The organism is Pontibacterium sinense (assembly GCF_015209595.1).
Lineage (GTDB): Bacteria > Pseudomonadota > Gammaproteobacteria > Pseudomonadales > Balneatricaceae > Pontibacterium > Pontibacterium sinense.
The window spans coordinates 16,171-39,725 of the sequence record NZ_JADEYS010000032.1; the positions used below are offsets into that span (position 1 = coordinate 16,171).

At 53.6% G+C, this 23,555-nt stretch carries 21 protein-coding genes and 1 riboswitch; of the genes, 2 read left to right on the plus strand and 19 right to left on the minus strand.

The annotated features are described in order from the left end of the window. From cobW to IOQ59_RS20550, 18 genes are all read right to left on the minus strand, one after another. Positions 1-1,101: a cobalamin biosynthesis protein CobW gene (gene cobW, locus IOQ59_RS20465; protein WP_193955336.1), complete on the minus strand. Its 1,101-nt coding sequence runs from the start codon at positions 1,099-1,101 to the stop codon at positions 1-3. Positions 1,102-1,121: 20 nt separating this feature from the next. Next, positions 1,122-1,928: a precorrin-4 C(11)-methyltransferase gene (gene cobM, locus IOQ59_RS20470; RefSeq protein WP_193955337.1), complete on the minus strand. Its 807-nt coding sequence runs from the start codon at positions 1,926-1,928 to the stop codon at positions 1,122-1,124. After that, the gene (cobJ, locus tag IOQ59_RS20475) at positions 1,925-2,719 is read right to left on the minus strand and encodes a precorrin-3B C(17)-methyltransferase (RefSeq protein ID WP_193955359.1); all 795 of its coding nucleotides are present in this window, start codon (positions 2,717-2,719) and stop codon (positions 1,925-1,927) included. The genes cobM and cobJ overlap by 4 nt, the downstream gene beginning before the upstream one ends. Before the next feature lie 432 nt (positions 2,720-3,151). Beyond that, entirely contained in the window at positions 3,152-3,910 is a 759-nt protein-coding gene (locus IOQ59_RS20480; RefSeq protein ID WP_193955338.1) for a cobalt-precorrin 5A hydrolase, read from the minus strand. Beyond that, entirely contained in the window at positions 3,907-4,626 is a 720-nt protein-coding gene (gene cobI, locus IOQ59_RS20485) for a precorrin-2 C(20)-methyltransferase (RefSeq protein WP_193955339.1), read from the minus strand. The genes IOQ59_RS20480 and cobI overlap by 4 nt, the downstream gene beginning before the upstream one ends. Further along, a complete protein-coding gene (gene cbiE, locus IOQ59_RS20490; protein ID WP_193955340.1) occupies positions 4,619-5,896 on the minus strand; it encodes a precorrin-6y C5,15-methyltransferase (decarboxylating) subunit CbiE in 1,278 nt (425 codons plus the stop codon). Before cbiE ends, cobI begins: the two co-directional genes overlap by 8 nt. Next, positions 5,896-6,537: a precorrin-8X methylmutase gene (locus IOQ59_RS20495; RefSeq protein WP_193955341.1), complete on the minus strand. Its 642-nt coding sequence runs from the start codon at positions 6,535-6,537 to the stop codon at positions 5,896-5,898. Before IOQ59_RS20495 ends, cbiE begins: the two co-directional genes overlap by 1 nt. Positions 6,538-6,907: 370 nt before the next feature. Then, complete coding sequence (locus IOQ59_RS20500; protein WP_193955342.1) at positions 6,908-7,687, minus strand: precorrin-6A/cobalt-precorrin-6A reductase; 780 nt, start codon at positions 7,685-7,687, stop codon at positions 6,908-6,910. Then, positions 7,684-8,796 (minus strand): cobalt-precorrin-5B (C(1))-methyltransferase, encoded by a 1,113-nt coding sequence (locus tag IOQ59_RS20505; RefSeq protein WP_193955343.1) that lies wholly within the window; start codon positions 8,794-8,796, stop codon positions 7,684-7,686. The genes IOQ59_RS20500 and IOQ59_RS20505 overlap by 4 nt, the downstream gene beginning before the upstream one ends. A 3-nt stretch (positions 8,797-8,799) precedes the next feature. Next, entirely contained in the window at positions 8,800-10,143 is a 1,344-nt protein-coding gene (locus IOQ59_RS20510; protein ID WP_193955344.1) for a cobyrinic acid a,c-diamide synthase CobB, read from the minus strand. Next, the gene (cobO, locus tag IOQ59_RS20515; RefSeq protein ID WP_193955345.1) at positions 10,143-10,730 is read right to left on the minus strand and encodes a cob(I)yrinic acid a,c-diamide adenosyltransferase; all 588 of its coding nucleotides are present in this window, start codon (positions 10,728-10,730) and stop codon (positions 10,143-10,145) included. Before cobO ends, IOQ59_RS20510 begins: the two co-directional genes overlap by 1 nt. A gap of 17 nt (positions 10,731-10,747) precedes the next feature. Next, positions 10,748-12,478 (minus strand): ATP-binding protein, encoded by a 1,731-nt coding sequence (locus tag IOQ59_RS20520; protein ID WP_193955346.1) that lies wholly within the window; start codon positions 12,476-12,478, stop codon positions 10,748-10,750. A gap of 61 nt (positions 12,479-12,539) precedes the next feature. After that, positions 12,540-13,919, minus strand: coding sequence for an MFS transporter (locus IOQ59_RS20525; RefSeq protein ID WP_228051061.1), 1,380 nt, complete (start codon positions 13,917-13,919; stop codon positions 12,540-12,542). 20 nt (positions 13,920-13,939) lie between these two features. Further along, complete coding sequence (locus IOQ59_RS20530) at positions 13,940-14,614, minus strand: energy-coupling factor ABC transporter ATP-binding protein (protein ID WP_193955347.1); 675 nt, start codon at positions 14,612-14,614, stop codon at positions 13,940-13,942. After that, entirely contained in the window at positions 14,611-15,393 is a 783-nt protein-coding gene (gene cbiQ, locus IOQ59_RS20535) for a cobalt ECF transporter T component CbiQ (protein ID WP_193955348.1), read from the minus strand. The genes IOQ59_RS20530 and cbiQ overlap by 4 nt, the downstream gene beginning before the upstream one ends. Then, positions 15,377-15,982 carry a NikL family nickel/cobalt ECF transporter subunit gene (locus tag IOQ59_RS20540; RefSeq protein ID WP_193955349.1) on the minus strand — a complete coding sequence of 202 codons (606 nt, stop codon included), beginning with the start codon at positions 15,980-15,982 and terminating at the stop codon, positions 15,377-15,379. The genes cbiQ and IOQ59_RS20540 overlap by 17 nt, the downstream gene beginning before the upstream one ends. Further along, positions 15,975-16,595, minus strand: coding sequence for a cobalt transporter CbiM (gene cbiM / locus IOQ59_RS20545; protein WP_193955350.1), 621 nt, complete (start codon positions 16,593-16,595; stop codon positions 15,975-15,977). The genes IOQ59_RS20540 and cbiM overlap by 8 nt, the downstream gene beginning before the upstream one ends. 11 nt (positions 16,596-16,606) lie before the next feature. After that, positions 16,607-17,407, minus strand: coding sequence for a DUF4198 domain-containing protein (locus IOQ59_RS20550; protein ID WP_371871904.1), 801 nt, complete (start codon positions 17,405-17,407; stop codon positions 16,607-16,609). Between the two features lie 100 nt (positions 17,408-17,507). Next, positions 17,508-17,730, minus strand: a riboswitch (cobalamin riboswitch). 72 nt (positions 17,731-17,802) lie between these two features. Between IOQ59_RS20550 and IOQ59_RS20555 the strand changes: the two genes are divergently transcribed. Together IOQ59_RS20555 and IOQ59_RS20560 are read left to right on the plus strand one after the other, a co-directional pair. After that, a complete protein-coding gene (locus tag IOQ59_RS20555) occupies positions 17,803-17,967 on the plus strand; it encodes a hypothetical protein (protein ID WP_193955352.1) in 165 nt (54 codons plus the stop codon). Between the two features lie 57 nt (positions 17,968-18,024). Beyond that, positions 18,025-19,317: a polysaccharide lyase gene (locus tag IOQ59_RS20560; RefSeq protein ID WP_193955353.1), complete on the plus strand. Its 1,293-nt coding sequence runs from the start codon at positions 18,025-18,027 to the stop codon at positions 19,315-19,317. A 122-nt stretch (positions 19,318-19,439) separates the two neighbouring features. Here the strand turns inward: IOQ59_RS20560 and putA are convergent, their stop codons facing one another. Further along, positions 19,440-23,102, minus strand: coding sequence for a bifunctional proline dehydrogenase/L-glutamate gamma-semialdehyde dehydrogenase PutA (gene putA, locus IOQ59_RS20565; RefSeq protein WP_193955354.1), 3,663 nt, complete (start codon positions 23,100-23,102; stop codon positions 19,440-19,442). Positions 23,103-23,555 lie beyond the last annotated feature (453 nt).

The following is a 23,555-nucleotide window of genomic DNA, read 5'->3' on the forward strand; positions in this document are numbered from 1 at the left end:
TTAAGGCGCGTCTACCAAGGCTGTTTCCAAAGCTGCTTTGATCACTCCCTCTTCAATCCCTTTACCGATAAACACCAGCTGAGTGGCACGGGTTTCATCCATCGTCCACGGGCGATCAAAGTACACATCCAGACGTTTACCCACAGCCTGCAATACCTGACGCATCGGTTTACCCGGCAATGCAGCAAAGCCTTTAGCACGGTAGATGTTGAAATCACTCAGCAGGGATTTCAGTGCGGCTTGCAGTTTGTCACTGTCGACTTCACCTAACGTAATCACAAAAGAGTCAAAGTGATCGTGGGCGTGATCATGATGCTCACCGTGCGCGTGGTGGTGATCATGATGATTATGTACGTGATCGATGCGCTCTTCCGCGGCGGCATCCAACCCCATCAGCATATCCAACTGCGCTTCGCCGTTGCTGATATAGGTTGTTTTCACCGCATTCGGGACTTTGGCGGTGACGGCTTTTTCAACCAGCTCACGCTCATCGCTGTCCAGCAGATCGTTTTTGCTGACCACGACCAGGTCGGCTGCGCTCAGCTGATCATCCAGCAGTTCCTGCAAGGATGGATCATGATCCAGACTCTCATCCGCCAGGCGCTGTGCTTGTACCTGATCCACATCGTTGGCAAAGCGTCCTGCGGCTACCGCCGGGCCGTCGATCACGGTAATCACCGCATCCACCGTGCAGTACTCTTTGATACCCGGCCAGTTGAACGCCTGTACCAATGGTTTTGGCAATGCCAGACCGCTGGTTTCAATCAGGATATGATCGATATCTTCACGACGCTCAACCAGCTGCTGCATCACCGGCAGGAACTCTTCCTCAACGGTGCAGCAGATGCAGCCGTTGGCCAGTTCGTAGATGCCACTTTCGTTGTTAGCAACAGCGCCCTGCTCCTCGTCACTCGGCTCTTCATCACAGGAAAGAGGACAACTGCGCAACAGGTCAGCATCAATATCCAGCTCACCAAATTCATTCACGATGACCGCGATACGCTTACCGGCCGCCTGCTTCAACACGTTGGACAACAGTGTGGTTTTACCACTACCCAGAAAACCGGTAACAACCGTGGTTGGGATCTTATTCAGCTGCATGTTTAATCTCTTTTTATTGATCACTGATCGGATGTGATGTCACGTTTTACGGTACGGGGTTGGTCAGGTTTCACCCTTGGCCGATAGATATGGGCCTGATCCTTCTGATAGAGGTAAGAATCAGCAAAGTCGTCACTGTCCAGCACATGACCGACCAAGATCAAAGCCGTACGGGTAAAGCCCTTTTCGCGGACTTTAGCGACGATATCGCGCAAAGTACCGGTCACTTTGTCCTGATCCGGCCATGAGGTGCGATAACACACAGCCACCGGGCAATCTTCGCCATAGTGCGGGATCAGCTCTTCGACGATCTTATGAATGCGGGTAATACCCAGATGGATCGCCAGTGTCGCGCCACTGCGCGCCAGTTCTGGCAAACGTTCACGTTCAGGAAATGGAGTTTTACCTTCGTAGCGGGTCATGATGATGGTTTGAGATACGCCGGAAAGGGTCAGTTCTTTGCCCAGATACGCAGCGGATGCGGCCACCGCACTCACCCCCGGAATCACTTCATAGTCGATCCCGGACTGCTCAAGACGGCGGATCTGTTCACCAATCGCGCCATACAATGCTGGATCACCGCACTGCAAACGGGCTACATCTTTGCCTTCCGCATGGGCCTGTGTGATATGCGCGCTGATCTCATCCAGATCGATGGAAGCGGTATCGATGATTTTCTCTGCACGGCCCTCCACTTCCGCCAATACTTCTCGCGGAATCAGTGATCCGGCATAGAGCACCACCGGACACTGCTTGAGAATGCGCAGACCTTTCAAGGTCATCAGTTCAGGATCGCCGGGACCGGCACCGATAAAGTAAACGGTCATACGCTGCCCTCAACGCCGAGCTTTTTCTTGTAACCACGCGGGGTGTACACCCACTCCCGACTGCCGTTCACGATATGACGGGATTCGCTGTTGCCCACGCTCACCAGCGTGAACATATCCACATCTTTGGCATCCAGCTGGTCCAGTGTAATGATGCGAACGCTCTCATCTTCTCGGGTCAGCTGACGCCCTAACAAAACAGGGGTTGAGGCCGGTCGGTATTGCAGCAGGATGTCGCGGGCATGATTGAGCTGCCAATCACGTTTTTTCGATACTGGGTTGTAGAACGACACCACAAAGTCACCGGTACCGGCGCTGTGAATGCGCTTTTCGATGGTTTCCCACGGTGTCAGCAGGTCAGATAGAGAGATCGTGCAAAAATCATGACCAAGCAGTGCGCCAACCCGACTGGCACCCGCCTGCATGGCTGAAATACCCGGAATCACTTCGATCTGAACATCCAGCCATTCAGGGTGATTTTCTTTGCCCTGCAATTGCTGATCGAGCAGCTCAAACACCAATGTCGCCATGGCATAGATGCCGATATCACCGCTGGAGATCAGTGCCGTGGTTTTACCACTCGCGGCCAGATCGAGTGCCAGCCGCGCACGATTGATCTCTTCACCCAACGGCAGATCATGATGGTTTTTCCCATCACACACCTCACCCAGCAGATTGAGGTAAAGGCCGTAGGCCACCAGATCCGTACTGGCCTGAATCGCCGCCCGTGCTTTGGGTGCCACCAGCTGAATATCGCCGGGACCGGTGCCTACTACAAATAATCGACTCATTGGGTTCTCTGATAATTCATTCATTCGGAATTGCTTTAAGCCTTCTGTGGCAGGATAAATCCTGCCCTACAAACACATCTGGTTCCCATGCCCTTCACTACCACCCAAAAAACTGGGCAGCATCGTATGGATTCCCACGGAGGACCATGGTAACCAGACACTGCACTGCCAGCGGCGGACTACATCTCGTTCCCACGCTCCCACGTGGGAATGCATACAACGTTCATCAATTACTACTCAGCCAAACGAACACCATCGTATGGGTTCCCACGGAGGACCGTGGGAACCAGAAGTTCGCGCGGGTTCGCCCCCGCCCCTCGTTCCCACGCTCCCGCGTGGGAATGCATACAGCGTTCATCAATTACTACCCTGCCAACCGAACACCATCGTATGGGTTCCCACGGAGCACCGAGGGAACGAGAAACACTGGGGTCACGCTGGATAACTACGCGCGATAGCACAGGTTGCCTTACGGGTTTTCTGTTTATTCAGCACCAGTTCCGGTGCCTGGCCCGTCGCCTGCTGAGCGGCATACAGCGCGGCAGACTCGGCCACGCCGTACACACCCACGGTGTTAAATACGTATTCTGAGCGAGTGCTAAGTAATCCATCCATCGAACCAAGCTGCTGGGCATCCCAAGTCTGGTAGGGCTTACCCAGCTTCCGCGCTAGTTCAATCAGCCCCACTTCATCCGCTTTAATATCGATGCTGTTGAGGCTCTGAATATGATCCAGCGTTAAACCTGCATCACTCAGGCACTGCTCCAGCAATCGTTCTAACTCTTCGACCGGACAGTGGCGCTCACAGCCCATGCCCACACTATATACCGGCTGCAGATAAGGCTTTGCAGTGGTGATCACCGCCTGTGCTGATAACATGTCAGCCACTTGAGCCGCCCAGTCATTGGCACCGCCTTCATGACCGGAAAGCAACGGGATCACGTATTGCCCCAGTTCATCAAGCACCAACACAGGCGGGTCCTGACGTTTATCCTCTATCACCGGCGCGAGCATGCGCATCACGATGCCAGTGGCACAGATAAAGATCAGCGCTTCGCCGTCGCGAAAAGCCTGCTGTACAGATTCGGTAAATGGCTTCGGTTTAAACCAGACCTCGCTGTCCTTGATCTCTGTGTTCAACCTCAATGCAAGTCGGTGACCCGCATCGGTGAGCGCAATAATCTTGCTCATCGGCTGTTGCGCTCCTGTCGGGTGATAACAAATAACGAAAAGTAAGGCCCCGCTTCATTCGCCAGTGATGAGATGGAGGCTTCAACCCGCTGATTCTCACGCCCGATATATTCCAGATAGCGAGCATCGTTTTGACGACTGGTTTCTTCCAACAATGTCAGAATCCGCGGACGTGCCTGTCCTGCCTTCATAATCACCACAGAGTCGTGTTGCTGTAGCGCCGCGCGGATCTGCTCATCACTGTGACGACCGCTTACCACCACAAAGGACTCTTTCAACATGGTCAACGGTGCCTTGAGCGCGGCGGATGCCGCATGAACGGAGGAGATACCCGGTACCACCTGGCACTCAAACTCGGACTGCAAACGCTCAAGCAGGTAGGCGAAAGAGCCAAAAAACAGAGGATCACCTTCGCAAAGGAAAATCACATCATGACCTGACTCCAACTGCTGGCGGATCTGCTCTGCACCTTCGTCGTAAGCTCTGTTCGCTAACCGACGGTCGGTGGACATCGGCATATTAATAGCAATCTCAATCTGCTCAACCTGAATATTCGCAAAGGCTTCACAAGCGATCACACGTGCCTGACTCTGACCACTATCATTTGCCAGATAAGAAACCACAGCCGCGTTGCGAATAAGACGTAACGCTTTCAGGGTGATCAGTTCCGGATCACCCGGCCCTACACCTACACCGTAGAAACAGCCCTTATTCATAAACACGTTCCTCATTGATCGCCGTTTTACGGAACCGGAATAACGTGACCGGTAACGAAGGACGATAGAGCAACTGGCCTGCTAACTGATCCCCCCGACTCACCATGATCTGTGTTGTCTGAGAATAGGCATCACTGCGTTGCATCCGGGCTTCATAAAATGTCAGCAAAGACTGTTTGGTGGTTTCAGTGACGGCACTCGCCACCAGCACACCGCCTTCCGGCAAACGCGCCCATACCTGATCAAGTAAAGGTTCCAACTCACCGCCGCTACCGCCAATAAACACCTTATCGGGAGCGGGTAGGTCACTCAGAGCATTTAGCGCACGCCCTTCAATCAGGTTTAAGTTACTCACCACACCGAAACGATCACGGTTCTGCCGTAAGCAATTCAGGCGGTTGGGGTGATGCTCAATTGCGTGGATCTGGCTATCCGGGTTCCAGTAGCTCAGTTCAACCGCCACGCCACCACAACCGGCACCGATATCCCACACCTGATCACCCTTAGAAACCTGCATCATTGATAGGATCGCCAAACGCACTTCGCGCTTGGTCAGCATCCCTTTGCCATCAGGCTTATCCGTCACAAAACGCTCATCAGGAATTCCCGGGAATTCGGGTAGAATACCGCCCTCGCCCTGCACCTGAATCACCGTGACATGCAGTGGATCAAACACCACATCAGCATCCGCCAATCGATCAGCTACATAAGCGGTGACTTTTTCGTGGCTGTAGCCCAGCGCTTCACATACGGTCAGTTCTGATTTGGAAAACCCAGCCGCAATACACTCCTGCGCCAGAACCTGCGGTGTGCTGTGTTTATCGGTCAGAATTACCAGTGTGCAATTTTGCTTCAGCTGGGTGCGGATTTTTGCCAGCGGCCGTCCATGCAGGCTAAGCACCTCAACATCCTGCAATGACAATCCCAAACGATGGCACGCCGCCTGAATGCTGGACACAGCGGGATAGAAACCCAGCTGTTCTGTCGGAAAGCGGCGACTAAACCAGCGTCCGATGCCGTAATACAGCGGATCACCGGATGCCAGCACAACAATTGACGAAGCGCCTTCCTCGACCCACTGCGCCAGTTGCGTTTCCAGCTCTACCAAGGGTGGCAGGTTTAATGTCTGCTGATCCCCCATCAGATCGGCGACCACTCTTAGCTGACGTTCGGATCCGATCACGACACTGGCAGTCTGTAATGCACGCTGTGCACGGGGTTCCAACTGAGCCGTCTCACTGACTCCCAGACCGATAATATGCAACTGCATCAGTACCACTCTCCCCGGTTACAACGCAGGAGTGCATTACAAGTCGCAGACGACACCGCACTGCCTCCCTGACGTCCCAACAACGTGATGCAATCAATGCCGAGCTGCTCGTGCAAATCCCACAGGGCTTGCTTGGATTCTGCGGCCCCTACAAAACCGACGGGCATACCGATAATCAGAGCCGGTGTAGGGCCACCGTCTTCGATATTCTCCAGCAGGCGGAACAATGCTGTGGGCGCATTGCCGATCACCACCACGGCATCAGCCAGATGGTCTTGCCATAGTTCCACTGCGGCCATCGAGCGGGTTTCACCACGGGCTTTCGCCAGCTCAGGTGCTTGAGGATCATTCAGAAAACAGAGCGGTGGCTGGGAGATCATGCGTTTAGTAATCCCCTGCTTCACCATCTCTGCATCACACAGAATCGGCTTATTCTCACTCAGTGCCTGTAAACCCTGTGCACACGCGTGCTGACTAAAGCGTACCTGTGAGGCAACCTCAGGCATTCCGATGCTATGCACTATCCGCATCACAACCTGTTGTTCTTCACGGCTCAGGTCGGACAGATCGGTTAGCTCTCGTATCTGACGAAAGCTTTCCTGCTCGATCGCGACAGGGTTTATTTCATATTCAAATGGCACGTTGTTTTCCTAAATTCAAAACCGGTTGTAGCAGCCCTCTCTGAGGGCGACTGTATGACTCAATCCAAACTCGCTCCCATACTCCCGCGAGGGAACGCAGATCACTCTGCGCCCACCGCAAACTTACACCGCTATCTGTGCTTAACCCGCTGTATGGATTCCCACGGGGGACCGTGGGAACCAGAATGTCAGGGCATACTCCACACACCTCGTTCCCACGCTCCCGCGTGGGAATGCAGATCACTCTATATACACGGCAAACGTCACACCGCGCGCTGTACTCAACCCGCGGTATGGGTTCCCACGGAGGACCGTGGGAACCAGCAAAACTGGCGAATGTCGTCCTCGTAGAGCGCTGCTACGGGCATGTTTATGCGTGTAACCAGCCTTTGATGACCGCAACACCTTCAGCGGTTTCGCTAAACTGCTGATCAGCTGGAGGAAGCTGTGGACGCTGTAACATATACACATCGATCCCCAGCTCTCTGGCCGCATGTAACTTGGCTTCCGTGGCTGCTCCGCCGCTATTCTTGGTGACCAACGCATCGATACCGTATTGCTCCAGCAACGCATGTTCATCCGCTTGCTTAAAGGGACCAATCGCTTTGATCCACTGCACCGTATCGGGCAACTCAACCTTAGGTGGCACGGCGGTGCGCAGAACAAGACGCTGACCACCACGTACACACAGGGACTGGGCGACCAGTTGATCCATTGAACTTTGTGTCAGCTGACCGGCGGTCAATAACACCGCATGCTTAGCTGCCAACGCGGGGATCAGCGATGTCCAGCTATCAAATACTTGCCAGCGGTCTCCGGTTTGTTGTTGCCACATCGGACGATGAAAACGCCAACACGGAATACCACAGAGTTTCGCCACCGCCACAGCACGGCTGCTCATCATTTCCGCAAACGGATGTGTTACATCCAAAATGGCGTCGATACTTTGTGTTTGTACGTAGGCTTCCAAACCACCAAATTGGGTAAAACCACCGCTAATCACCTCACAAGGCACATCTGGCGTACGAACCAATCCTGCAATGCTGTAAATAATCCTGAGAGGTGTACCTGTGTCGACACTCATCTCAGCCAGTGCTTTCGTTATACGGCGGGCATCAGCGGTGCCCCCCAGCAACAACAACGTTTTCATGGTCTATCGACTCCGTAACACCCGACAAAATTACCCTGACGATCCACCGCCCATATTTCCAATGCCACCGAAGCAGGCATCACTGCACGGGCTTTTTGCCATGCCGCTCGACATACCTCTGCGGCCAGATCAACACCGTCGGCCTGACAACGCTTCAGCGCCTGAACACTGGTATTAGCATGAATTATTTCATCCTGTAGCCCTTGATCAGCACCGGCCTGTTTCGCCAAACCCGCCAAATGCTCAAGATCAATACTGGATGCCCGACTGTTCAGGTCCAGATGTCCGTTGGCGAGCTTGGTCAGCTTGCCAAAACCACCACAGATACTGAGCTTGTGGACAGGTGACTTTTTCAGGTGTTTGAGCACAGCCCCGACAAAGTCACCCATTTCGATCAATGCCATCTCTGGCAGGTCATATTCAGTTTTGATCGCCGCTTCACTTGTGCTGCCCGTTGTCGCCGCAATATGGTGAATACCATTACTACGCGCCACATCAATTCCCTGATGAATCGACGCAATATAGGCCGCACAGGAATAGGGCCGCACAATGCCCGTGGTGCCCAAAATGGATAACCCGCCGATAATACCCAGCCTTGGATTCATGGTTTTCAGCGCGATCTGATCACCCTTTTCCACACCCACTGACACTTCAAAGCCACCTGTATACTGATAGGTGTAGGCAGCGTTGGTCAGATGTTCGCTCATCATCTTGCGTGGCATAGGGTTAATTGCCGGTTCACCCACATCCAGCATCAGCCCTTCGCGAGTTACCGTGCCAACACCGGCAGCGGCTTTAAATAGAATCCCCGGTGTTTCAGTCAGTCTCAGTTCAACAAAGACCGTGGCGCCATGAGTCACATCCGGATCATCACCGGCATCTTTAACTGTCTCGGTGCGCACACCGTTTTCCAGTGCCTGATAGCGCTCGATCACCATCTCTACAACTCTGCCACCGTCTTTCTTTGTGGGCAGAGCAACCTCCACACTCGACGGTTGGCGAGAAGCCAGTAACGCCTGAGCTGCGGCGACACAACAGGCGGTCGCGCACGCCCCGGTGGTTAAACCGGAGCGCAGGGGTTGGGGTGATTCGGAGCTTTCAGGCCACATGGTTTAACCTACAGTGCCTTCTGTATGTTCAAAGTGGCCACTGAAGATTGCGGCAATTGCAGCCGGGTTCGATGGGAAAAACAGATGCAGATAACTGGCCGTCAAACTGCCCTCACGGAAGATCGGCTCACCCGGAGCCGGGTGGCGCTGACGACGCCCATGAGCAATCGGGGCTTCGGTATCAAACGCGCGTGAACGGTGATGGGCATGAGCACGCACGTCCCCTTCCGGCAACGCAGCCGTCTGCATCCCCTGACACCCGCGTTTACCGCGCATCGCCCCATGACCGGTCATCAAACCCGTCATCGGATACTGCTGCTCGTCCAGATCAGTGAGGGTTTCCAGGCTGTAGAGGAAACCACCACACTCCGCCAACACCGGTTTGCCCGATTGATGAAACTCACGGATCGCCTGTTGTATTGACTGATTGGTACCCAGCTGGGCCGCATGCAGCTCCGGGTATCCGCCCGGCAGCCAAAGCGCGTCCACATCCGGCAGTTCAGAGTCGTTCAGTGGTGAGAAGAAGCAGTAATCAGCACCCAAGGCATTCAACAGACGCAGGTTGGCGTCGTAAATAAAGCTGAACGCGGCATCTTTAGCGATCCCGATCCGTTTACCTGCCAACAACGGTTCTACAGTGTCGATATCTGCGCTTTTAAATTCAACGCTTGCAGGCAACTCGGTGATCCGATTTCCGGCGATCCATTCAGCGCCGGCGTTAAAACGTGTTTCCAGCTCATCACGCACTTCAGCGGCCTGCACCAAACCCAGATGACGCTCAGGTAATGCAACGTCAGGATCACGGGGTAAGGTTGCCAGCAGCGGCAGCGATTCGGGCAATGCTTCTCGGATCAGTTCTGCATGACGTTCAGTCCCGCAGCTATTAGCGATCAGCCCCGCTACGGTGACATCGTCACGGTAATTGGCTAAGCCAACGGCGATAGCTCCCGCCGTTTGCGCCATCCCTTTTACATCCATCACAATCGCCAGTGGAATGTTGTAACGCGCCGCCAGATCAGCACTGGATGGCTCGCCATCAAACATCCCCATTACACCTTCGACCAGAATCAGGTCGGCTTCCAGCGCAGCTTCATATAACTTCTGCTGGCAATAAGCTTCACCGGCCATCCACATATCCAGCTGCTCCACATCCTGACCGGATGCTTGTGCCAGAATTTGTGGATCCAGATAATCCGGGCCGGTTTTGAATACCCGTACCACTTTGCCTTGCAGACGAAAATAACGTGCCAGCGCCGCCGTAATGGTGGTTTTACCCGCCCCCGAACTGGGCGCAGCTAAAAACAGTGCAGGACAAGATGCAGTTTTAACACTAGAGATCGCAGTCATCAGTACTCAATCCCTTCCTGTGCTTTAACGCCGAGACGGAAAGCATGGCGCTCATCGCGGATGCTGCTGATCGTATCTGCGATCTCTTCCAGACCTTCCGGCATCACTCGGCCGGTAATCATCACGTTCTGTTTCTCTGGTCGTGCCTGCAATGCAGTTAACACCGGCGCTAATTCCAGATACTTGTACTTAAACATGTAGCTCATTTCATCGAAGATCAGGATGTCATACTGCTCGTCCTGTAACAGCTGCTCAGCCTTGGCCCACGCCTGCTCTGCCGCTTCGATATCACGCTCTTTGTCCTGCGTTTCCCAGGTAAAGCCGTGCCCCATCACATACCAATCGATCTGCGGATGGTCTTTAAACAGCTTGAACTCACCGGTTTCCAGCCGTCCTTTACTGAACTGCACCACGGCCGCACGCTGACCATGCCCCACAGCCCGCGCCATCGTGCCAAAGGCAGAGCTGCTTTTGCCTTTTCCGTTGCCCTTTAGCAGGATCAGCACACCACGTTCTTCGGTCGCTTTGGCGATACGCGCATCGATCACTTCTTTTTTGCGCGCCATGCGCTCCTGATGAGTTTTCATGTAATGAGATCCTTAAATTAGGAGTACGCCGGAAGTGGCAGATACGTAGCGCCCAGTTGCGCCGCCAGTTGCGGGCCACGACCACGTTTCACCGCCACCTGTTCAATATCGATCCACACCGTTTCACCCGGCAACGTCAGATCATTGAGCTGTGCACTGCTGCGCCCGTCAGTCAAAATATAGGTGCGAAGCTGCAATGCAGGCGTCTGTCGCTGCAAGGTTTTCAGGTACTGCATCGCCTGTTCCAACGCATCACGCATAGGCGTGCCGCCACCCACCGGCAGGTTATCCAACCAGTTGCGCAGTTCTTTGGGAGCCCGCACACGGGGTAACAGGTTCTCGACGGCGTTGTTACCAAAGCCGAACACCGACAGTTGTTCACGCTGTAGATACGCCTGTTCGGATATTTGCAGCAATGCCGCTTTACCCACCGATTCAGGGCCTTGCCCCAAGGTCGATGCAGAGGTATCCAGCAGGACCAGATGCAATACAGACAGCCCTTGTTTCTGGCGCTGAAATCGCAGCTTTTCCGGTGGCCAGATACCGCTATTGGCCACCAAGGTACTAAACCAGTTTGGCTTTTGATTTGTTGCCTTACCACGATGACGGTCACCCGCATCGATACCTTTCTTTTGACCGGCCAGTGCCGTGGCCGCCGTTGTCACGGGATGAATCTGACCATCAAAATTTAGCGTTAATACAGGCAGATCTGACGCCGTGCGTTGCTGCTGAGGGGCCATGCTACCCCAGTCACTTTGATCTGAATCTGCACGGCTCTCTTGTCTATCCTGATCAGACTGGCGGTGACGATCATCCGGACGCTTAAAGCCCCCAGACGACGGTGGTGGTGATTGATCAGGCTGTTGTGGCGGGTTCGGTGCCGATGTTTTCCGACGGTGCGCCAATACCAGATGCTCAACCGCATCAAGGTCTTCCAACGTCACATCCGTACGACGACACCAAGCCGCGTGAGCTAACGCGGCGCGATACCACACAATGTCCGCACGCAAACCGTCTACCTGAGCGTGGTTACACCGCTCAGCAATGGTCAGACGCAAAGCGTCATCACACTGGATTACCGGTAAATTCAGACGTGCCTGATGGATCGCATCCAATAATTGCCCTTGCTGCTCAGCAAATTCAACACAGAACGCTTGAGGGTCACGATCAAATGCTTCACGGGACCGAACGATCTCCACTCGTTCTAACGCAGAATACTGATTACTCAATTCAACACAGAGACCAAAACGATCATGCAGTTGGGGCCGCAACTCGCCCTCATCCGGATTCATCGTACCAATCAGCAGAAACTGTGCGGGGTGGCTGTGACTGATACCGTCCCGTTCTATGCGGTTGATGCCACTCGCGGCGACATCCAACAGCTGATCCACCAGATGATCCGCCAGCAGGTTCACCTCATCCACGTAGAGCACACCACCATGGGCTTTGCTCAACAGGCCGGGACGAAATGCTACGGTCTGATCGTCCAGCACCTTTTGCAGATCCAGTGTGCCCAGCAACATCTCTTCACTGGCACCCAACGGCAACGTCACAAACGCATGACGGGAACTATCCGTATCAGACGGCAACAGGTCTGCCAGCCCACGCGCCAGCGTCGATTTCGCACAACCACGTGGTCCACTGATCACGACCCCGCCAATGGATGGATTGATCGCCGCCAGAATCAGCGCCAGCTTAAACTGTGCCTGCCCTGCGACCGCACTGAAGGGAAAATGACGTTCAGACATTCGGCATTGGACTCCTGTAGTTGGCTCCATCAATAGGTGATTCCATCACGCATTAACACCATCACTGCTTAGGCCAGTGGACGTGGTGTTCATCGATCACAAACGGGTGACGATGGCGAAGTTTCTTGTGGTAATGCGGATGCACGTGTGGCTCCGGGCCTTCCCATCCCTGATGATCGTGCTGATGGTGTTCGTCATGCACATGGGGATGCAAGTGTTCCATCGCATCGTGTTCATGCCAGAGCTCATTCTGATCCTCAGGCCGCCAGACGCGATACGCCAGCAACGTTGCAAGCAGCGCCACCATACCCAGCATCAAGAATGTCATGCTCATACTGACCAGACTTCCCAGCCAACCCGCCAACAGATAACCCATCAGCCACATGCCGTGGGTCAGGGCGAAGTTAGCCGAGAAGTAATCGTTGCGATCTCCCGCATTGCAGGAATCTCGCACCACTCGCCCGGTGGGAATCAGCACCAAAGAGGTTGCCAAACCAATGACACACCAGATCGGGAACAATCCCAGATACCCAGGTTCGAGCAGACCACTGAATAACGCCAGCGCAAACAGCACACCACCACTCAGCATCACCGAACGGTCGTGCCAGTATTCCAACAATTTAGACAATACAACGGCGGCCGCCATCGACCCGGCACCGGCAGCGGCCATCAACAACGGCACCTGTTCTTCGCCCAATCCCAGTTCACTGCGCACATACACCACCGTATTCACGATGATCATCGCACCCGCAGCAGACAGCGCCAGATTGAGCAGCAAAACACCCCGTAAACGCGGGGTTTTCAGATAACTCTTTATTCCAAAGCTCACGTGGTGCCAAACACCCCCGCTACGCTCGCTGATCGCAGCCTTTGGGATCACCGTCACCATCACACATCCGGTCGCCAGTACAAACGCCACCGCGTTAAGCCCAAACAACAGATCATACGAGGCAACCCACAACAGCAGAGCTGCCAGCATCGGACTGAACAAGGCTTCCATCTCCATCGCCAGACGAGAAAGCGACAATGCCTGGGTGTAAGTTTCCTCTTCCGGCAGGATATCAGGCAACAGCGCCTGATAGACCGGGGTATACCCCGCCGCCAATGTATTCAGCAGGAAGATCAATACAAATAGCTGCCAGATCTCACCCACAAACGGCAATAACGCGACTAAGAACGCACGACCAACGTTCAGACCGGCCAACCAGAATTTACGTGGCAAACGGCTGACATAACCGCCAATCACCGGAGCAACACCCAGATACGCCACCATCTTGATTGCCAAGGCACTGCCCAACACAGCACCGGCCTGCCCCGGACTCAGATCATAGGCCAGCAACGCCAGCGCTACCGTGGTCAGGCCGGTCCCCAACAGGGAAACCAGCTGACTGAGGAAGAGCCAACGAAATGTGCTGTTACTGAGTGGCGCAAACATTCCCATAGAATCTCCGGGTAACCGCGTCAGACGGCTACCGTTGCCTCCGTTTCTTCGATCAACTGCGCATCGACCAAGCACACACGCCGAGTCGATAGCTGCGCCAGAAAATCATCATCGTGTGAGATAATAATCATCGCGTGTGGCAAGGCTTGCAGTGTATCCAGCAACCGCTGACGCGCATCCCGATCCAGTGCATTGCTCGGCTCATCTAACAAAAGCACGTCCGGGTCCATGGCCAACACCGCCGCCAGGGTGATCATGCGCTTTTCGCCACCCGACAGTTGATGGGTGATGCGATCTTCAAACCCCTCCATACCCAGCGAAGCCAAAGTATCCCGGGCAATGCTGATCGCCTCGGTTCGGGACCTACCCAGATTCAGCGGACCAAAGGCCACATCTTCCAACACCGTTGGGCAGAAGAGCTGGTCGTCCGGGTCCTGAAACAAAAAACCCGCTTTTGCGCGCACTTCAACAAAGTCTTTCTCTTCTTTGCGCAGCTGACCAAATGCATGAATTTCGCCGCCTTTGGCTTTTTTAAGGCCCACCAGCAGGTGCAGAAATGTCGTTTTTCCTGCACCGTTAGCGCCGGTTAGCGCGACCCGTTCACCGGGATACAAACTAAAATCGACCTTGTCCAATACCACGCCGCGGCGTGGATAGCGGTAAAACAGATCACGGGTTTCAATTAAGGCCGTCATAAAAAATTCAGTCCTGTCAGGGCCGCCAGAAACAATGCACCCATCACCATAAAAGTGTAGTCCTGTCGGGCAAGAACCATCTCATCCATCAGGTAAAAACGGCCGTTATAACCGCGGCATTTCATTGCATCCGCAATACGCTCGGAGCGCTCCAGCGAATGCACCAGCAACATGCCGATCAAATAACCGATAGAACGCCACGTATGGCGGTCCGTGCGCAATACAAACGCCCGCGCCTGCATCGCCCGACGCATGCGTTTGTACTCCTGGCCGATCACATCCAGATAACGCACCGTAAACAACAAGAGATGGACCAGTTTATCCGGCACCCGCAAACGCGCCATGGAATAACCCAACGTAGTCGCACTCATCGTGCCCACCACAGATAACAAGCAGAGCACGACCGCATTGGCTTTCAGGGCAATTTTAGACGCGTGCAACAAACCCTCTTTGCTGGCAGGTAGCCCCGCCACACTGAACAACACTTCACCCGGCGTGGTGAATGGCAGCATGATGATCAGAAAGATCATAAACATGTCCATCGCGATCACCCGACGCAGGGTCCGCTTGAAGTTCAGCTTCGCCAATCGTGCCAGCAACAACGATGTCGCCAGACCAATCAGCAGCACTAAAAACTGTTCCGATGACACAACCACCAGCGCAAACAGAAACGCCGCAACTACCCGCAACCGTGGATCGAGGCTATCTATCAGCGACTGCTCATGCTTCAGTCGCTGACCTTTCCAGCTGGTGCCGCTGTGTTCAAGAAACTGAGGCACGGGCCTTGTCCTGCTGCTTATCTTGTTTACGTTGACGCAACCAAATGCCTAATCCGACCAAACCGAAGATGTAACCGATCCCTCCCAACAGGTCCTGCAATCCGGCCTTTTCTTTATAGGCTGCCAGCTCTTTACGGAGCGGTTTAACCTGCTTCGCGACCGCCTGTTCAATCATCTGCTGAAGGACCACCGTATCCACACCGCTGACCGATGCTGTCGTTGTCAGATTGGACGGCGCTGAAGCGATCGATGTGCCGCCGGGCAAAGACGCAGGCAACTCTTCCGCTGGCAAAATCATCTCCAGCACATGCCCGGAACTCATATCCAGTTTAAAGTGATGATCGATGCGCTGAGTCGCTTCGAAAACAAAGAACCCTTCCTCATCGGTAAGCACTTCAGCAATCGCCTGACCAGCAGCATCAGTGATCAGCACCGGTGTCCCCGCTTGCGCCATATCCCCGTTAGAGAAACCCGCTTCACCTTCAATGGTCGTTCCAATCGCGTACACGCCACCGACAACATTGTGGGCCAACGCCACATTCACACTCAGCAGACTGACAAACGCGATACGCCATAAGGACTTAAGCATCCTGCCACTCCTCCGGGATATTCAGGAACTCCGGTTTGACCTGTCGAATCAGCAACACCGCGGCCGCAGTCACAAAACCTTCCACCACCATCACCGGAATGTGGGCGATCAGTGTGGCTTTTGCGGCTAACCAGAAGGCTTCACCCGACAACGCCAGGGAACCCGCCACCATCAAGGTGGTTAATGTGACCGCCCCCGCGCCACCAATCGCTCCCCAGATACCGGCGATCCTGGGCGATGACGCGGTAATCCCATGACGACAGACGTAATACATCAGCACCGCAGGCAGTGCGATGTTGAAGGTGTTCACGCCTAACACGAGAAAACCACCAAAACCGAAGAACACCGCCTGCAGAATCAGCGCCACCAGTAAGGCGGGAAACGCAGCCCAGCCTAACGCCAGACCAATCAGGCCATTCAGAATCAGATGAACGCTGGAAAAACCTATCGGCAGGTGAATATAGGAGGCGACAAAAAAGGCCGCAGACAGCACACCCACCTGAGGCAGATGGTCGTAATCCATTTTTTTCAGACCATAAGCGACACCCGCGGCAGCCAGCGCAGCGCCAACAGCCAATACAGGTCCAGCCAGTGCTCCATCAACAATGTGCATGGGTGTTGCCTCTATTTAACAGGATGGGCCTGAACCCAGATCACCGCATCCTGCGATAACGTTTTGCCGTTATGCTCTTTTTTTGGCCCCACACCCAACGCACAGAAACCCCACTGGCCCGCTTTTGGCAATGCAAAGGTAAAAGTACCGTTCGCATCGGCGAACATCGTCATGGTGATAAACGCATCGGCCGGAGGCGTGATTGAAGAAGCCTGACCAAACGCGTTGGCATTCATATCCGGCTGGTAGTTGACATACTCAACTTCGATCTCAGCAAACGGAACCGGTTGGCCCTCACTTTTCACCACACCCGTAAACGAACCACCTGCGTAAATCGCATAGGGCTTAGTCAGCGGTACAATCTCCGCTTCCAGTCCCAGATCATCATTCCAGCCCGTTGGCAGGCTGCCCACATTGACGATGGTTTTGGTGATCTGCTGGATATAGATATCTTCCGCTTCTTCCATATAAGGCGCGGTTTTGTAGACAAACAGGTTATCGCCCAACCCCCGCAGACGCACATCCGCTTCATACGCCGGACCGGTATTCTCTGCGCTGGTCCAGTTGATCGGTTTCAAGCTGGGCAACAGATCCGTTTTTTTGTCTTTGCGCACATGGAAAAACTGTTCGGGCTTTTCAACAGACATGACATGTCCGCTCGCGGCCGGATGGGTAAAAGGGGTTTTAAGGGTGATTTCACCGCCACGATCCAACAACAAATCCGGCGTATACACCATCTGAAAATGCGCCTGAGCCGACGTCGACAACAATACACTGGTCGCAACCAGAGATAGGGAAAGCTTTTTAAACACGAGTTTTGCTCCGTCTGAAATCCATAATACAGGCGGAGTTGGGGAGGATAAGCAAAGGTACATTACTGCACTGACGCTCGGTGAAGCCCTCCGCAACACCTTTGAACATTGTTGATCGGCTGGTATCCGGACTCATCGGTGAGCAAATGCTCCATCGTTTCGCCTTCCCATGTACATACGACACAGTGGCGTGTGAAACGACTTAACCGATCTACCGTTGCGGGGGCAGTGTCGGGATGTATTCAGATCTGCTGAATAGCACCGACTTCCCATTTAACACTTTGCTAAGAAACACAAAGTGACCTGATCTGTGGCGAACCATACGTGGGCACACCCATAGTGTCAATTGAGGGATCTTCTTATTCAGTTGAATCAAATAGATACAGATTGACGTCATGGAAGTCAGACCTCTCAGCTTTATTTCTTTCCACCCTATCCCAGTGCTGGAACTGGCACAGCATAAGCAGCCAAAAAACACCGGTTTCAAACTGGACGAAAAGCAAGGTCAGCGATACATTACTAGCGCGGTACTATCGTCCGTTTTACCGGATGGCTGTTAGAAACCGGATTTCACATCAACGACACACACTTCGTTGCCGCCAGAGGAGCACGCTACATTGACACGCACAGAAATTGAAAACTCCGTACAAGAATTATATGTCGGTATATTAGGACGTTCAGCCGATGCCACTGGCTTGAAATATTGGGCCGACGAAATCGAAGCAGGCACGATGGTGTTGGAAAACACCCGTGCAGCATTTACCCAACAGGACGAATATACGTCTATATACGGCGGTTTGTCCTCTGCCGAGCTGGTCACAAAAGTCTACCAAAACATGCTAGCCCGCGATCCTGATAGTGAGGGCTTGGCGTACTGGTCTTCAGAGTTGGATGGGGATGGCCCTGTAACTCCGGATATGCTTGTACTCGCCGTGCTCAATGCAGCTAAAGAAGGTAACGGGGCCGACAATAGTATCGTGATCAATAAAACGGCGGCCGCCACCGATTTCACCAACAGGAGCTCAGACAAAGTCGCAGATAAGGAGTTTCTCAGCGCGGCAAAACAGGTTGTAGATTCTATTTCTCAGGACACTGATTCTGTGACTGAAGCCCAAACTTTAACGACATCACTACTTTCAGGACTAAACGATCGTTTTATTCTGAAAATCAATTACGAGAACCACACACTTGGGGCATACAGTGTCGATCAACTAAAGCAAGATGCGGGACCCAATGCTGATTCCACCAATATCTTTGGCGCAGCAGAGGTCGTCAGCATTGGTGACAACCAAAAGTTAAAGGTAACACTGGAAGCAGGCTCCGTTAAAAACGGGATTCAGTGGTATAGCCGCTTCGATGATCAACAAGAGCTTTATTTCTATTACGAAATAACCTACGCAGAAGGCATGCAGTGGACTGCAGGAATCAAAGGTCCCGGCCTCGGCGCGAAGGTAGGTGATAACAACCCTACCGGTCTCAACGATATCGGCATTGATGGCGGATTCAGCCTCAGGACAATGACGAGAGAGGACGGCAAAGCGGTACAGTACATCTACGATCAGCGAAAAGAAGACGGCAAAGCCGGGGAAGATGTTGACCTGAAGACAACCAACGGCGATCCGGTTGTTTTCCAGCCAGGAGAAGTTATTCAGATATCCCAGCGGGTAAAGATGAACACCCCAAATGTTGCTGATGGCGAACTTGTCACCACTATAAATGGCGAGGAAGTGCTTAATTTGACTGACCGGATCTGGAGCCAGTCAGGTGAAGACGGCATAAACAGTCTGTTTTTTGACATTTGGCATGGAGGCAGCAATATCGATAAGTTTATTCCGTCCATAGACTCTCACGTGTATATCGACAACATCGGCATCAGCACACAACCCATTACCCCGGACTTATTTAACTGAGAACCTGAATTTTTGACAAAAAAAGCCCCCAGAGCGGAGGCAGAAAAACGCCGGATCAGGCCAGATCCGGCGGAGTGAGAGCGTGGAGAAGCTCAAACAAGTGACTTAATCGTGTGAGCAGATTACTCCGACGCAGCAATCAAACTGGCGTTACCGCCAGCAGCAGTGGTGTCGACACACAAGTGTCGTTCCATCACAAAACGTTCCGGTGCATTTACTTCGGTGATCAGTGGCAACAGCACACCGTCACGTACTGCCAATGCCTGACGGTAAACACGCAGGGTGCTGATATCCGCATTACTGGTGACCGCCGCGAAACCTTTCGCTGTGGTCAGCGCACTTGGCACCACCAGCCCTTCAACGGCAACCACCGGCAAACCAACTTCGCCCGCGTTGCGCGCCCAATTTTCAACACCTGGTGCAACCAGTACCACGGCGTTACCTTGTGCCAGCGCAACCGCGGCTTGCTGCAACGCGGTGTCTTTATCCGGTCCAAGACAAAGCACAACACCGCGAGATATATCAGATAATAGGTTCAACTCACCGGTTGGCCCTGGCATCGCTTCTGCCTCACCACCCAAAACAGTGATTTCAGCACCGACATCACCCAGCAAACCGACCAGTTTGGTGTGACGATCTGCATCCTCTGCCCATGCTTTAGACTGTGCAGAGTTGTTCAGCTGATCAATCGCCGACTGCAATGCCGCAGTATCAACGCCTGCACCCAATGATGGCTCAACTCCAGCCTGCGCATTGGTCATAAACCGTTTCACATAGTGCGGACCACCTGCTTTCGGCCCGGTACCGGACAAACCTTCACCGCCGAATGGCTGGGAGCCCACAACCGCACCGATCTGGTTACGGTTAACGTAGATGTTACCGACACTGATGCGCTCACAGATACGGGCAACGCGGGTATCAACACGGGTGTGCAGGCCAAAGGTCAGACCATATCCCTGTGCATTGATATCATCTACCACTGAATCGATCTGATCGGCTGAGAACGTCGCCACATGCAGAATCGGACCAAAGATCTCCTGATCCAGCTCTGCAATGCCTTCCAACTTGATCACGGTTGGCGCGACAAACAGACCATCCTGCGGGATCGACAGCGATTTCAGAACACGGCCTTTCTGACGGAAAGTTTCGCAATGCTCTTCGATACGGGATTTCGCCAAGGTATCGATCACCGGACCAATATCGGTGCTCAGTGCCCAGGGATTACCAATACGCAGCTCATCCATCGCACCGAACAACATCTCCAGTACGTGATCGGCGATATCTTCCTGCAGGTACAACATACGCAGTGCAGAACAACGCTGACCGGCACTCTGGAACGCAGACGCTAATACATCACGTACCACCTGCTCGGGCAGCGCCGTGGAGTCAACGATCATGGCGTTCAGACCACCCGTTTCTGCCACCAGCGGTGCATCCGGAGCAACCTTCTCAGCCATTACTTTGTTGATGCGCTGAGCCGTCGCCGTCGATCCGGTGAAACATACACCAGCAATACGTGCATCAGAGGTCAGCGGTGCACCCACATTCACACCACTGCCCGGCAGCAGCTGCAACGCATCCGCGGGGATACCCGCTTCGCGCATCAACTCAACCGCACGCGCGGCGATCAAAGCAGTCTGATCCGCCGGTTTAGCCAATACCGTATTACCCGCGGCCAATGCCGCCAGTACCTGACCAGAGAAAATAGCCAGTGGGAAGTTCCACGGAGAGATACAGGTGATCACACCCCGCGCTTCACCGCTGTGTTCATTGCGCAGCGCTTCAGTGGCGTAGAACCGGGCAAAATCCACCGCTTCACGCAATTCACCCACTGCATCCAGCATGCTCTTACCCGCTTCACGGGTGGTCAGGCTGAACAGTTCTGCCGCGTGTTCTTCAAACAGATCAGCCACTTTGCGCAGACACTCCGCACGCTGTGCCGCCGGTGTTGCTGACCAGGTTGTAAATCCGTTCTGCGCCGCGATGATGGCCTCTTCGATATCGTCCGCAGACGCTTCAATCACATACCCCACCAGATCATCCGGTGCTGCCGGATTAGTGACATTGATCTGATTACGATCACCGGGTTCGCTGATCGCTTTACCCGCCACCATCGGCTGCGCCTGCCACTGATGCTCAAGGAAACCAAAACGCTCAGCTTCCAGCAGTTCCATCGCGACCGGATCGGTAATATCCCAGCCACGTGCATTCACACGGCCTTCGCCGTACAGGTCCGCAGGACGTGCAATCATGGTGCTGGATACCTGATCACCTTGTGCTCTCACCGCATCAAACGGGTCACGTGCGATCTCTTCCGGCTGGATGCTGGTGTCTACAATCTGGTTTACAAAGGAGCTGTTAGCGCCGTTTTCCAACAAACGACGTACCAGGTACGCCAGCAGATCCTGATGCGCACCCACCGGTGCATAGATACGGCAACGGGTGTTGCTGTTTTTCAACACAGTATCGTGCAGGGATTCGCCCATGCCGTGCAGACGCTGAAATTCGTACTGCTCAGAGCCCATATCACGGGCCATATGCAAAATAGACGCGACGGAGTGTGCGTTGTGTGTCGCAAACTGAGGATAGATACGATCAGTCATGCCCAGCAGTTTTTCAGCACAGCACATGTAAGACACATCACTGTTCACTTTACGGGTATAGACCGGGAAACCGTTCAGCCCCAAAACCTGTGCACGTTTGATCTCGGCATCCCAGTAGGCGCCTTTAACCAGACGCACCATGATCTTGCGATCCAGATTGGTCGCCAATACATACAGCCAGTTCAGCACATGGGACGCACGCGGGCCAAATGCCTGCACAACGATGCCAAACCCTTCCCAGCCTTCGAGTGCCGGATCAGACAAAACGGCTTCGATCACATCCAGAGACAGATCCAGACGATCGGCTTCTTCCGCGTCGATGTTGAAGCCCATGTTGGCTTGTTTTGCCTGCAATGCCAGTGAACGCGTGCGTTCCACCAGCTCTTTCATCACACGGTCACGCTGACCAAATTCATAGCGCGCATGCAGTGCAGACAATTTAACGGAGATGCCCGGATTCATCCGGATATCAGAGTGCGTGCAGGCCGCAGACAGTTCGTTAATCGCTTTAGCGTATGCAGCGTGATAGCGCAGCGCATCCGCATCGGTACGCGCCGCTTCACCCAGCATATCGTATGAGTAGGAATAGCCCTGAGCTTCGTACTTGCTGGCGCGCTTGGTCGCCTCTTCAATCGTACGACCCAGTACAAACTGACGGCCCAGCTCTTTCATCGCCTGACCCACTGCGGTACGTACCACAGGTTCACCCAGTCGCTTAACCATTGAGCGCAGTGTTTTCGTCACACCTTTTTTCTGATCTTCTTCCGGCGCAATCATTTTACCGGTCAACATCAACGCCCAGGTTGACGAGTTCACCAGAGATGAGTTCGCCTGACCCAGATGACTGCGCCAGTTGCCGTGCGCCACTTTATCTTCAATCAGGGCATCAATCGTGATGGAGTCCGGCACACGCAGCAGTGCTTCGGCCAGGCACATCAGTGCCACGCCTTCTTTGGTCGTCAGACCGTATTCAGCAAGGAATTTTTCCATCATAGACGGTGAGCTTTCGTTACGAACCTTGCGTACCAAATCCGCCGCACGGGATGAGATCGCAGCTCGGTCATCAGAAGACAATCGGGCGTCATCCATCAGCGCATGCATCGCCTTGGCTTCATCTGCCAGATAGTTGTTTCGGATAATGTCGCGATACTGCTCGAGTGTCAGCTCGGTAGTAAGATTCATGGCCTCACCTTTCTATAAGAATTTTTTTACCATTCTAGCGACGACCTAATAATTAATTTCTCTATTTAATAAGAATACACAAACCCAATTAATCTTATTTTCAAATAAAAAAGGCCATATCACCTTTAAATCAAAAACAAAAAAGAACAAATGACTTTACAGAGCCCCACTCAGCCTTCGAGACTCCCCACCGCCTGAACACCATGATGCCGAGCGACTCTCTGGCTCAAAGTGAGTCCTGCCATCCTCCACTAATACAAGGCACCTTCAGATACCTACCATGCATCATTACCTCCGCTTCGGTGACTGCCTCTGTTGGGTTACGTCGCACAGACAGATCAGATATAAATTCCAACATCCTGCCAAAGTGCGACTAACCCAACCTTGTATCTCTCCATCTGCTCTGTTTGATTAGATAGAGCTCCCCGGTCAGGTGAGGCTGTACCCAACCTA